Raw genomic sequence first — 12,047 nt, 5'->3', positions numbered from 1 at the left:
ATTTTCACATTCTCAAATCTGCTCATTCTCAAATTCTTCAATAGCACTTCAGCACATTAAGTTATTAGCACATTAATAAGTCTTTGTCATAGTGGTAGGCACAGCTAAAACAATGTCAGCTCTTGACAGATGGTCCTTCTCCAGCTTGTCTAACTGCCCTTGCGAAACGGTGGAAATAGTCATCACCTTTAACTCCGGCCGAAGTCGTTTCAAATACCAGAGAATGCCTTCGTGGTGGTCTGAGTGATAAGAGCCGTTGAGGTGCAGAAAGCGCTGACCCTGTTTCAGGTTCTGGTGGATAAACTGAGCCATAGTCACGTCTTTTAGAGCTTGGGCTTCAATAATCTGGCTAGCCGAGGCCGAGGCGCCGTGCGAATCGCCAAACATGCCGCGCATTTTCTTATAGCCCGGCAGTTCCATGTCTACAATAAGTGGCAACAGCGCCAACCATTGTTTTTCTGTTTGCGGCTGAGCATCTAAGCCTTTCAGTCCTTCTCTAGCCACTACTCGGGCTAGTCTGCGCGGGGCGTTGGTGGCAATCACTTTGATTTGATGCTCCTTCGCGAAGGCAAGAATAGGTTTATAGTCGGTAGCGAAGTTTGGCCAGGCACGGCTTCTCTCCAGAAAGGCAGGTTCTGCTAATTGGTCCAATAGAAAGGAGTCTACCGCGGACTGGGTGTCGGTTTCCCACATTTCGGCACCAATGACCAAGTTGCCTTTATGGAGCAGGTGCAGGTCTTGGGCCAGTTCCAGTTGCAACCAATGGGCAATAGGGTCATTATGCTGTTCCCCGAAGAAGACCACGTCCGCCTTCGCCAGCTCCTTCAGCATCTTCTCATACGTGATAGACTTGCCCTTGCTAGTGAATAGCCTATAAGCGGGCTTGTCTGTCTTAAAAGACATTAGAAACAAAGGAGTCAATAACAGAGATAGCAGTTTTTTCATAACTCAGACACTATTAACTTCCAAGGATTTCCAGTTTGTCCATACACTAAACGCGCCTAGCACTGTCCCAAAGAGTCCTCCAAACAGAGCTCCCCAAATAGAACCGCCAACCCATGCATATCCGATCATTAGTCCAAAGTCTTCTGGTACATTTATGAATGTTCTTGTATAAAAATCAGGGCTTAATGTCGCTAATCCGATTGCAATTAATCCACCAATAACCCAAGATAGATACACAAAGCCCATAATTCTTAACAAGTGGCTTGCCCCAAACCTGAAAGTCGCTTGGCCTTTTGTGACTAAACTAATAGTCAAAATGAAAATAAGTGTGAAAACTATTCCATATAATAGCCCCTCAAAAATTCCTTGTGCTACACTAGCGGCCCAAATTCCCTCGAAATCCCAGCCCATTATATTTCGGTAATAGGTAGGGCTTACATATCCATTTATAAAATTTGTAGATGCACCTACAAACCCGCTTGCCAAAACGCTAGTGATTGCAATCCAAAGAATTGTCAAGTAATTTGTTTCTTACTTGTAGCTAAAACTAGACTTCATATAATTCATTAATAACACCTAAGCCAATGTGATTTTCGCCTCATTTCTGAGAATTAGGCCAAAAACGGCTATTGACTACACGGTTAGAGTCATCATCTAAAATCTTTAAAATCAACCCTTATAAAACAGCCATTTAGAGAGTTCACGGTAATTGACTTTCTTGCCGTACATCAAAATACCTACGCGGTAAATGCGGGCGGCTACCCAGGTGGTACCAATGAACCCGAAGATGAGTAGCAGCATGGACAAGGCCAGTTCCCAACCTGGTACCCCAAACGGCAGGCGTAACATCATGACCACCGGCGAGGTGAAGGGAATCATGGACATCCAGAAAGCCACGGCGCCGTTCGGGTTTTTGATGATAATGGTCTGGGCCACAATGAAGGACAAGATGAGCGGGATGGTGATGGGGAGCATGAACTGCTGACTGTCGGTTTCTGAGTCGACGGCCGCGCCCACGGCCCCAAACAAGGCACCGTACAGCAAGTAACCACCCAAAAAGTAAAACAGGAAGCACCCTACCAGCAAAGGCACGTTGAGGTTGTCAAGCGCGCCCAAAACCTCAGACACCTCCTGCGCTTGGGTCGCGTCCTTCTCAGTTTCCATCTGTTGCATGGTCTGCCCAATGTTGGCCTGTGAGAAACGGTCCAGCTCAAACTGTGAGGACACTACTGATGTGATGGTAGAAGTAAGGATAATCCAGAGCAGGAACTGCGTGAGGCCCACGGCGGCGATGCCCATAATCTTACCAGCCATCAACTGGAAAGGCTTCACCGAGGACACCATCACCTCCAGAATGCGGCTGGTCTTCTCTTCAATCACGCCACGCATAATCTGGGCGCCGTAGATGAAAATGAACAGGTAAATCAAAAATGCCCCAAAAAAGCCCGCCCCCGAGTTCACGCCCACGTTACTGCTTTTCTCGCCCTCGGCGCTTAGGTTAATGGTGCTGATGTTGACATCGGTCTTAATCTGGTCCAGTACCTTTTGGTCAATGCCCGACTTAGAGAATTTGATGGCCTCCACCTCCTTCTGCACCTGACGCTCTAGCTTAGAAGCCAGAGAAATGCTGGCGCTTTTCTGGGAGAACAGCTGAATGCCTTGCGGCTTGTCTAAGTTCAGTTTAGGAATGTAGAGCAAGGCCGCGTCCTCGGTTTTCAGGTACTCTTCCTTGGCTTTCTGCACCGGGCCGCCCACGGTGACAAACTTTATCTCTTCGGTAGACTTCAACTTACTGGCCAGAATGCCGCTCTCATCCAACACCTGAATCACTTTGGCGTCCTCTGACATGGTGGCCAACCAGATGGGAATCACCATCACCATAGCCATGAGCAAGGGGCCCAGTATGGTCATAACAATGAAGCTTTTCTTTCTTACCCGCACCAGGTACTCGCGCTGAAAAATCAACCAAATCTTACCCATGGTGCACCTCCTCTGTTACGGTTTTAATGAAAATATCATGAATGCTAGGCACCTTCTCCTGAAAGCAATGCACCTCCACCCGGTCCAGTAAATAGCGAAGCAAGTCATTGGGGCTGATGTTGGGCTCCAATTGTACCTCAGCCTTAAAGTGGTTGCCTTCCTGCTGTTGTTGGATGACTTCGAAATCTGGCGAGGTGATGAGCAGTTTGCCTTCGCCCTCAAGCGTATACAAATGGTTCTTAAACTTGGCCTTTATGTCTTGCAGGCTACCGTCTAGCACTTTCTCAGACTTATGAATGAGCGCAATGTGGTCACACAACTGCTCCACCGACTCCATGCGGTGGGTAGAGAAGATGATGGTACAGCCCTGCTCCTTCAGCTTCAGGATTTCATCCCGTATGATGTTGGCATTTACGGGGTCGAAGCCCGAGAATGGCTCGTCCAGAATCAACAGCTTGGGCTCATGCAGGACGGTGGCAATAAACTGCACCTTCTGTTGCATGCCCTTGGACAGGTCCTCCACGCTTTTGGTAAGCCACTCGCGCAGGCTCAGGCGGTCTGCCCAGATTTTAATTTTGGAGGTGGCATCCGCTTTAGACAAGCCCCGAAGTCTAGCCAAGTAAATTAACTGCTCGCCTACCTTCATTTTCTTATAAAGACCGCGCTCCTCGGGCAGATAGCCTACTTGTTGAATGTGCTCAGGTCGTAGCGGCTCGCCATCCAGCAACACTTGGCCTTCATCGGCAGCCGTAATCTGGGTAATGATTCTGATGAGCGACGTCTTGCCCGCCCCGTTCGGCCCCAACAGCCCGAAGATGCTCCCCATGGGCACGTCAAAGGAAACGTTGTTGAGGGCTCTGTGGGCTTCGTACTGCTTGCTGACGCCTTTTATCTGTAGAATTGGTTGCAATGCAAAGTGGTTTAAATCCTAGGCTAAGCTACTGGAAACTGTTGCACGGTGCAAATGCTTGCTTCTTTCGTTTTTGGCCTGATTTCCAGAAAACAAGCCAAAAACGACAACGGCCACTCTCCAAATGGAAAGTGGCCGTTGTTTATACTTAAATCGACTCAGAACTTGCGACTTTAGACTCGCGACTATCTATTGAAAATACTCCTTCATTTTCTCGAAGAATCCTTTCTCGTTCTTGCCTGGGTTTGGCGCGAAATTGGGGGAGTCGCGGAGTTTCTCCAGAATCTGACGTTCCTCGGCGTTCACGGTTTTAGGCGTCCAAACGTTGATGTGAATCAGCTGGTCACCGCGGCCGTAGCCGTTCACCTCTGGAATACCCTTGCCGCGCAGCCTTAAGATTTTGCCCGATTGGGTGCCTGGGTCAATCTTAATCTTCACCTTGCCTTCAATGGTAGGTACTTCCAGGCTGGTGCCCAAGGTAGCGTCCACAATGCTCACGTACTGCTCAAACATGACGTTGTTGCCGTCTCTGCGCAGGGTTGGATGCTCTTCTTCTTCAATCTGAATAAGCAAATCACCCGGGATGCCGCCGCGCTCCGGCACGTTGCCCTTGCCGCTCATAGAAAGCTGCATGCCGTCTGCCACACCCGCCGGTACGTTGATAGAGATGACCTCCTCACGCAGCTGACGGCCTTCGCCGTGGCACACATCGCATTTCTGGCTTACCATCTTGCCCTCACCGTGGCAGGTAGGGCAGGTAGACGCAGACACCATTTGGCCCAGCATGGTGTTCACTACGCGTTTCACCTGGCCCTGGCCCTGGCAGGTACCGCAGGTTTGTAGGGCGGTTCCGTTCTTAGAACCGTTCCCGTCGCAGGCCTGGCAGGACTCGTAGCGTTTTACCTTGATTTTCTTCTCAACACCTTTGGCTACCTCTTCCAGGTTCAGCTTGAGCTTGATGCGCAGGTTGCTGCCTTTGCGCATTCTCTTGCCGCCGCGCTGTCCGCCGCCACCAAAGAAGCTTTCGAAGCCGCCTCCCCCGCCGCCACCGAAGATGTCGCCGAACTGGGAGAAGATATCTTCCATGTTCATGCCACCCCCGCCGCCGTAGCCGCCACCGTTAACGCCCTGATGCCCGAACTGGTCATAGCGCTGACGTTTCTGCTCGTCGCTCAGGACCTCGTAGGCTTCTGCGGCCTCCTTGAACTTGTCCTCGGCGGTAGGGTCGTCTGGGTTCTTGTCAGGGTGAAACTTGATGGCAATCTTGCGGTATGCCTTCTTAATCTCATCCTGGCTAGCTCCCTTAGAGATGCCTAGCACTTCATAATAATCTCTCTTAGTTGCCATGGCTGTTTATGCTCCTATCACCACTTTCGCAAAGCGAACTACCTTATCATTGAGGTAATAGCCTTTCTCCACCTGGTCAATAACTTTTCCTTTCATGTCTTCATTGGGCGCCGGAATCTGGGTGATGGCCTCATGCACCTCGGCGTCAAACGGCTGTCCTACGGCGTCCATCGGTTTCAAGCCCTTCTGCTGAAGCAGGTGCTGAAACTTGGTGAACACCAGCTCCACGCCTTCGCGCACCGCGTTCACATCCTGAGCGTCCTTCATAGCCGCTTGGGCGCGCTCCAAATCATCCAGCACCGGGATTAAAGCCACCATCAATTCCTGATTAGCAGTTTTGAATAGTTCCAGGCGTTCCTTAGAGGTACGGCGTCTGAAGTTGTCAAACTCGGCGTGCAGGCGCAGGTACTTGTCGCGCAGCTCGTCGGCCTCAGAAGCGCTTTTGTCTTCGGCCGCCGGTTCTTCTGGTTCCCCAATCAGTTCCTCCTCATGCTCTGGCGTGGGAGCTTCTAACCCTTCATGGTGTTCTGGCTGTATATTTTCTTCTTCTTGAGGATGTTGTTCGGTTGTGTTACTCATATCTATCCTGACAGATTATATTTTCTATTCAAACGTTCACGTTGGTGCCTGACCAGGGACAACTACTTTGCCAAACCTTTTATTCTGTCATTCTGACACAATTCTCCTGCAACAGGAAGGTTTTATGGGCGAAGAGTTGGCAGGCGCCGTGCCTGCCTTTTGCGCTGGCAGGCAAATAAAATCTTGTCGTTTTTGGCCTGTTTCCCAGGAAACAGGCCAAAAACGACAAGGTTTTTAAAACATAGATGTGGCTTAGGCTTCTTGCAAGGCCTTCCAGATCATGTCCTTCAACTGCATGATGTTCTTGTTGGTCATACTGGAAATGAAAATGGCCGGAAGGTCTTTGGGCAGGGTGGCACGCATTTCGGCTTCCAGTTCTTCATCCAATAAATCAGACTTGGTCACGGCCAGAAGGCGTTGTTTCTGCAACAGTTCTGGGTTAAACGTGCGTAATTCGTTTACCAATACCTCGTACTCGGCGGCAATGTCCGGGCTCTCCGCGGATATCATGAACAGAAGAATGGAGTTCCGCTCAATGTGTTTCAGGAAGCGTATGCCCAAGCCTTTGCCCTCAGAGGCGCCTTCAATAATCCCCGGAATGTCGGCCATCACGAAGGACTTGTAGTCGCGGTAGGCCACTACGCCCAGGTTCGGCACCAAGGTGGTGAACGGGTAGTTGGCAATCTTCGGCGTAGCCGCAGAAACCACAGACAGCAGAGTGGATTTACCGGCGTTCGGGAAGCCCACCAGCCCCACGTCTGCCAGCAACTTCAACTCCAAAATGGTCCACTCCTCCAGACCGGGCTCGCCGGGTTGGGCGTGGCGAGGCGTCTGATTGGTTGGCGACTTGAAGTGGGCGTTGCCCAGGCCTCCTCTTCCGCCGGGGGTGATGATGATTTCCTGATCGTGTTCGGTGATTTCGGCTTTTATCTCGCCGGTCTCCGCGTCACGGGCAATGGTACCAATGGGTACTTCCAAGATAATGTCTTCACCGTTGGCACCCGTGGAATGGCTGGAACCACCAGAACCGCCTGGCTTGGCAATCACGTGTTTTTGGAACTGTAAGTGCAATAAGGTCCAAAGCTGAGAATTTCCCTTGAGGATGATATGACCGCCACGGCCGCCATCGCCCCCATCAGGCCCGCCTTTGGCGTTCTTTTTGTCCCGGTGTAAGTGGGCAGAACCTGCGCCACCGTGCCCAGAACGGCAACATATTTTAACGTAGTCGATGAAATTAGATGACGACATTTGAATTAAGAATTAAGAATTAGGAATTAAGAATTGCTCCTAGAAAATCAGCTTTGTTATAATCAACGTTTCCTGAAATCTGCTTTAAAAGCTACGTGGTGCAATTTCAATCCTTTGAGATAATAACATAAAAACCACCTGGCATTGGAGTACCAGATGGTTTTTAGACAATAGGTTTATTTAAAAGGAGGCTACGCCACTTGGCAGGCCTCTATAATTTCACAGCTTTTGCTGAAGATTTCTTCAATCTCACCAATCCCGTCCACGGCGTAGAACTTGCCTTGCTGGGCGTAATAATCTGCCACGGGAGTAGTCTTGGTGTTGTATTCCTGCACCCGCTTTCTGATGAGGGTCTCATCTGCGTCATCTGGTCTACCCGAGGTCTGGCCACGCAGCAACAGACGCTTGGTCAATTCCTCTTCGTCTACCTGCAGGGCAATCATGCAGCTAATGCCCTGGTCGTATTTCTGCAACAGTTGGTCCAGCGCTTCGGCCTGGGGCACAGTGCGCGGAAAGCCGTCAAAGATGAAACCGGCAGCGGTGCGGTTGTCCGCTATTTTGCTTTCAATCATGCCAATCACCACTTCATCTGGCACCAAGAGGCCCTCATCCATGAGTTTCTTCGCCTGAAGACCCAATTGGGTGCCTTGCGCGATTTCAGAGCGCAGCAAATCACCAGTAGACAGGTGGATAAGCTGATACTTTTCAATCAGTTTCTGGCTTTGTGTGCCTTTGCCTGCACCTGGAGGACCAAATAGTACGATGTTCAGCATGTGTTGATTGGTAGAGAAAGAGCAAAAATAAGAATTAAATCTTGCAAACCACAGGACTATTGGAAGAGTTCCTGGCAGGGGGCTCGCGTTTTTGGTCTGATTTCTGGAAAACAGGCCAAAAACGGAAGGCTTTAGACGCTACATTACTTTATAGATGTCTCTAAGGTTACGTCCCAAGCCGTTGTAATCCAAGCCGTAGCCCACCACAAACTCGCCGGGCACCGAGATGGCCGGGTACTTGATGGAGAGGTTGTGCTCCAGGCACTCGGGCTTGATGAGCATGGTAGCCACTTCAACGGAGGCTACGCCTTTCTCACGCAACTGCGGCAGCAGGCCGGCAATGGTATTCCCAGTGTCCACAATGTCCTCTACTATTACCACATGGCGCCCTTCAATGTCCTGGTTCAGACCCATAATTTCTTTGACCTTGCCCGTGCTTTTCATGTCTGCATAAGAAGACAGCTTGATGAAGGATATCTCACACGGAATGCTCATCTCCTTCATGAGGTCTGAGGCGAACATGAAAGAACCGTTGAGAACCGCCAAAAATAAGGGCTGTTTTCCCCGGTAGTCATGGCTGATACGGGCGGCTACCACTTCTACGCTATGTTGGATGCGGCGCTCTGGTATGTAAAGACTGAACTGTTTATCGTGGATGGTGATGGGCTGGTGCATTGCGGTAACGAAAGACGAATTCAAAAATGGGGAAAACCGCTTGAATATAAAAGCAAAAAGCCCTCTTCTAGGGAAAAGGGCTTTTTACGGGGACCGTGACCGGCAGAGGCTTAGCCTTTTACCGGAGCAGCGGGCGCTTTGTAGTCAATTGTCTTCTCAGCGTCTACCTTAGGCAGTTGACCGGTAGTTTCTGTAGTGTCTATGCGGTTCTCAGGCGCAGGTGCGGCAGTGTCACGTACGGCAATGTGCGGGGCAATCACCAAAGACACAATGGACATCAACTTAATCAAGATGTTCATGGAAGGGCCCGAGGTGTCTTTAAACGGGTCACCCACGGTGTCACCGGTTACAGATGCCTTGTGCGCCTCTGAGCCTTTGTACTCCATCACGCCATTAATCATCACGCCTTTCTCAAACGACTTCTTCGCGTTGTCCCATGCACCGCCGGCGTTGGACTGAAACAGGGCCATCAAGACCCCAGAAACGGTTACGCCTGCCAGAACGCCACCTAAGATTTCAGCGCTGGACACTTCCTCAAACACGCCACGCAGTCCAAAACCGATAATCAAGGGAACAATAAGGGCGATGGCGCCTGGCAACATCATTTCACGGAGGGCTGCTTTGGTGGAGATGGCCACGCACTTGTCATACTCGGGCTTGCCGGTTCCTTCCATGATGCCTGGAATCTCCCTGAACTGACGGCGCACCTCGTGCACCATGGCCATGGCCGCCCTACCCACGGCACTGATGGCCAAGGCTGAGAAAACAAACGGAATCATCCCGCCAATGAACAGACCGGCCAACACCGGCGCTTTGTACAAGTCAATAGAACTGATGCCCGAGATGCCCACAAAGGCCGCAAATAAGGCCAACGATGTTAAGGCCGCAGAAGCGATGGCAAATCCTTTACCGGTGGCGGCTGTGGTGTTTCCTACGGCGTCCAGGATATCGGTGCGCTCGCGTACTTCTTTGGGCAACTCGCTCATCTCAGCAATACCACCGGCGTTGTCTGCAATAGGTCCGAAGGCGTCAATGGCCAGCTGCATGGCGGTGGTTGCCATCATCCCGGCAGCGGCAATGGCTACGCCATAAATCCCAGCCATGGCATAGGAGAAGACGATACCCGCAGCCAACACAATGATAGGCAGACAGGTACTCATCATACCCACGCTCAGACCGGCAATAATGTTGGTAGCCGCACCCGTAGAGGATTGTTGCACAATGGAGTTTACCGGCTTCCGGCCCATGGCCGTGAAATACTCGGTAATAAGAGAAATGAGGGTTCCTACAATCAGACCGATGATGATGGCATAGAACACATCCATGTCAGTGAACTCAAAGCCACGCAGGCTTAGACGCTCTGGCAACATCCAGTCCACCACAAAATAAGAGGCGATGGCGGTTAATATCACACTTGACCAGTTGCCCATGTTGAGGGCCGCCTGCACGTTTCCGCCCTCTTTCACGCGCACAAACAGGGTGCCTATCATGGAGAAGATAATTCCCAGACCCGCAATGAGCATGGGAAGGATGATGGGAGACAATCCCCCGAAGTTATCGGTTACGGTAATCTCGCGGCCCAGCACCATGGTCGCCAGGATGGTCGCCACGTAGGACCCGAACAAGTCGGCGCCCATACCGGCCACGTCACCCACGTTATCGCCTACGTTGTCGGCGATGGTAGCAGGGTTTCTTGGGTCATCCTCGGGGATGCCGGCTTCAACTTTCCCTACCAGGTCAGCCCCCACGTCGGCGGCCTTGGTGTAGATGCCACCGCCCACGCGGGCGAAGAGGGCAATACTTTCAGCACCCAAGGAGAAACCGGTCAGCACCTCTAAGGCGCGCTCCATCTCCTCACTGCTGGCACTGGCGCCATGCTGCTGCACAAAATAGTAATAGAAGGCGATGAATAGCGAGCCTAAGCCTAGCACGGCCAAACCAGCCACGCCCATACCCATCACGGCACCGCCGCCAAAGGATACATCAAGGGCCTTGGACAAGCTGGTACGCGCCGCCTGCGCCGTGCGCACGTTGGCCTTGGTGGCAATGCGCATGCCTATGAAACCGGCCAGAGCCGAGAAAAAAGCGCCGATGATGAAGGCCAGGACAATAAGCGGCGAAGACTTCTCGCTCACGTAGCCTAGGTAAAACAGGAAGAGCGAGGCGATAATGACAAAATAGGTGAGGACTTTGTATTCGGCCTTGAGGAAGGCCATGGCGCCCTCTGCAATGTAGCGGGCAATGGTGCTCATGTGCTCATTGCCGGCGTCTTGCTTGCTCACCCACGCCGATTTGACGGCGGTGTACAAAAGTGCCAGCAGGCCAAAAGCGGGAATCGCGTAAAGAATGGTCTGCATAGAGAATTGGTTTGTTTGTTAGTAAAAGGTATTGGTAAGCGTACGCGTAAGCTGTTTCTTCCCTGCCAATGGCCTAACTTTCCTCCTTCTCGTGCCTGTCTCTTGGGTTTCTACTTAGAGCTTGTTCTTGCTCTGAGTCGTTTTTGGCCTGTTTTCTGGAAAACAGGCCAAAAACAGAAAAACCGGAGAACCTTCAATCGGCTTGTGCAATCAAATCATTAGCAGTGATACTGGTAAAATTGACGCCAGACACTAGTTATGTCTGTTGTGCAAGCTAAGGCTTCTCCACTAAAAAACAAATATTCTCTATATTAGATCCTTAACTGTAACATATAATTAGGATTGTCTTTAAAGGCACATATACTTGTTATTCCTTGAACCTTATTTATATTTACCCAATTCCAGGTTTGGAGCAAGGTAGAATTTCTTAAATTCGGTGTGAAATTGTATCCTTCGATGCACTATTGTAGATTAATGGATTCTTTTAGTAAAATGAAGTTTCCTTTAACCTTAAGCAATGGTGCACGATTGACTCCTGGGTTAATGAAAACAGACCTTAAAATCAAAAAAATTTTTTTGACTTAACTCAAATGAAAAAAATTTGCATAGTTGGAACAGGTGGATTTGGTAGAGAAGTACTATGCTGTCTAATAGATAGTATATCTGCTAAGAATCTGAAAATAGAAGACGTTGCATGTTTTATGGTTAATGATGAATTCTATAATGAACCCCGGATACTGGGCATTGAGGTGATTCCTGAATCAAAATTCAATCCTGTATTATATGATGTTGTGGTTGCTGTAGGAGACCCATTGGCTAGGAAAAAGATTGTAGAAAACTTACCTTCTAGTACCACTTACGCAACCATTATCCACCCTTCAGCTGTGATTTCTCAATGGGTTGAAATTGGAGAGGGAAGTGTAGTGACAGCTGGCACCATACTCACTTGTAACATAAGAATTGGCAAGCATGCGCATTTAAATCTAAACACTACCATTGGCCATGATTGCGAGATTGGAAACTATTTCACTACGGCTCCAGCTGCCAATATTAGTGGCAATTGTGAATTCGGTGATTGTGTTTATTTTGGAACTAAAACAGCAGTAAAACAAGGAATTAAAATATGTGAAAATGTTACAATTGGAATGGGCGGTGTAGTAGTTAAAGATATAATAGAGGCAGGAGTTTATATTGGCAATCCGGTAAAGAAGCTTGAGAGAAAATAGCGTTCTA

At 49.9% G+C, this 12,047-nt stretch carries 11 protein-coding genes; 1 reads left to right on the top strand and 10 read right to left on the bottom strand.

The genetic code is table 11. The features are described 5' to 3' along the window. Positions 1-72 precede the first annotated feature (72 nt). The 10 genes from TH61_RS11520 to TH61_RS11475 all read right to left on the bottom strand — a co-directional run bounded on the left by TH61_RS11520 (position 73) and on the right by TH61_RS11475 (position 10,814). A complete protein-coding gene (locus TH61_RS11520) occupies positions 73-945 on the bottom strand; it encodes a ChaN family lipoprotein (protein WP_066509307.1) in 873 nt (290 codons plus the stop codon). A 3-nt stretch (positions 946-948) separates the two neighbouring features. After that, on the bottom strand, positions 949-1,464 hold the full coding sequence (locus TH61_RS11515) for a hypothetical protein (RefSeq protein WP_066509305.1): 516 nt from the start codon (positions 1,462-1,464) through the stop codon (positions 949-951). Between the two features lie 150 nt (positions 1,465-1,614). Continuing rightward, positions 1,615-2,925, bottom strand: coding sequence for an ABC transporter permease (locus tag TH61_RS11510; RefSeq protein WP_066509304.1), 1,311 nt, complete (start codon positions 2,923-2,925; stop codon positions 1,615-1,617). Continuing rightward, positions 2,918-3,835, bottom strand: coding sequence for an ABC transporter ATP-binding protein (locus tag TH61_RS11505; protein WP_066509300.1), 918 nt, complete (start codon positions 3,833-3,835; stop codon positions 2,918-2,920). Before TH61_RS11505 ends, TH61_RS11510 begins: the two co-directional genes overlap by 8 nt. A 189-nt stretch (positions 3,836-4,024) precedes the next feature. Further along, a complete protein-coding gene (dnaJ, locus tag TH61_RS11500) occupies positions 4,025-5,182 on the bottom strand; it encodes a molecular chaperone DnaJ (protein ID WP_066509297.1) in 1,158 nt (385 codons plus the stop codon). A gap of 6 nt (positions 5,183-5,188) precedes the next feature. After that, the gene (locus TH61_RS11495) at positions 5,189-5,761 is read right to left on the bottom strand and encodes a nucleotide exchange factor GrpE (protein WP_082780361.1); all 573 of its coding nucleotides are present in this window, start codon (positions 5,759-5,761) and stop codon (positions 5,189-5,191) included. A 252-nt stretch (positions 5,762-6,013) separates the two neighbouring features. Next, on the bottom strand, positions 6,014-7,009 hold the full coding sequence (gene obgE, locus TH61_RS11490; protein ID WP_066509293.1) for a GTPase ObgE: 996 nt from the start codon (positions 7,007-7,009) through the stop codon (positions 6,014-6,016). Between the two features lie 191 nt (positions 7,010-7,200). Then, the gene (locus tag TH61_RS11485; RefSeq protein ID WP_066509291.1) at positions 7,201-7,782 is read right to left on the bottom strand and encodes an adenylate kinase; all 582 of its coding nucleotides are present in this window, start codon (positions 7,780-7,782) and stop codon (positions 7,201-7,203) included. A gap of 138 nt (positions 7,783-7,920) precedes the next feature. Continuing rightward, positions 7,921-8,457, bottom strand: coding sequence for a hypoxanthine phosphoribosyltransferase (hpt, locus tag TH61_RS11480; protein WP_066509289.1), 537 nt, complete (start codon positions 8,455-8,457; stop codon positions 7,921-7,923). Positions 8,458-8,567: 110 nt separating this feature from the next. Continuing rightward, a complete protein-coding gene (locus TH61_RS11475) occupies positions 8,568-10,814 on the bottom strand; it encodes a sodium-translocating pyrophosphatase (protein WP_071887836.1) in 2,247 nt (748 codons plus the stop codon). A gap of 590 nt (positions 10,815-11,404) precedes the next feature. Here TH61_RS11475 and TH61_RS11470 point away from each other — a divergent pair. After that, positions 11,405-12,040 carry an acetyltransferase gene (locus TH61_RS11470; protein WP_066509288.1) on the top strand — a complete coding sequence of 212 codons (636 nt, stop codon included), beginning with the start codon at positions 11,405-11,407 and terminating at the stop codon, positions 12,038-12,040. Positions 12,041-12,047: the final 7 nt, after the last annotated feature.

Origin of the sequence: Rufibacter sp. DG15C (assembly GCF_001577755.1) — a bacterium.
In the GTDB taxonomy this organism is placed as follows: domain Bacteria; phylum Bacteroidota; class Bacteroidia; order Cytophagales; family Hymenobacteraceae; genus Nibribacter.
The sequence above is the reverse complement of the archived record's forward strand: the minus strand, read 5'-3'. Positions and strand labels throughout refer to the sequence as shown.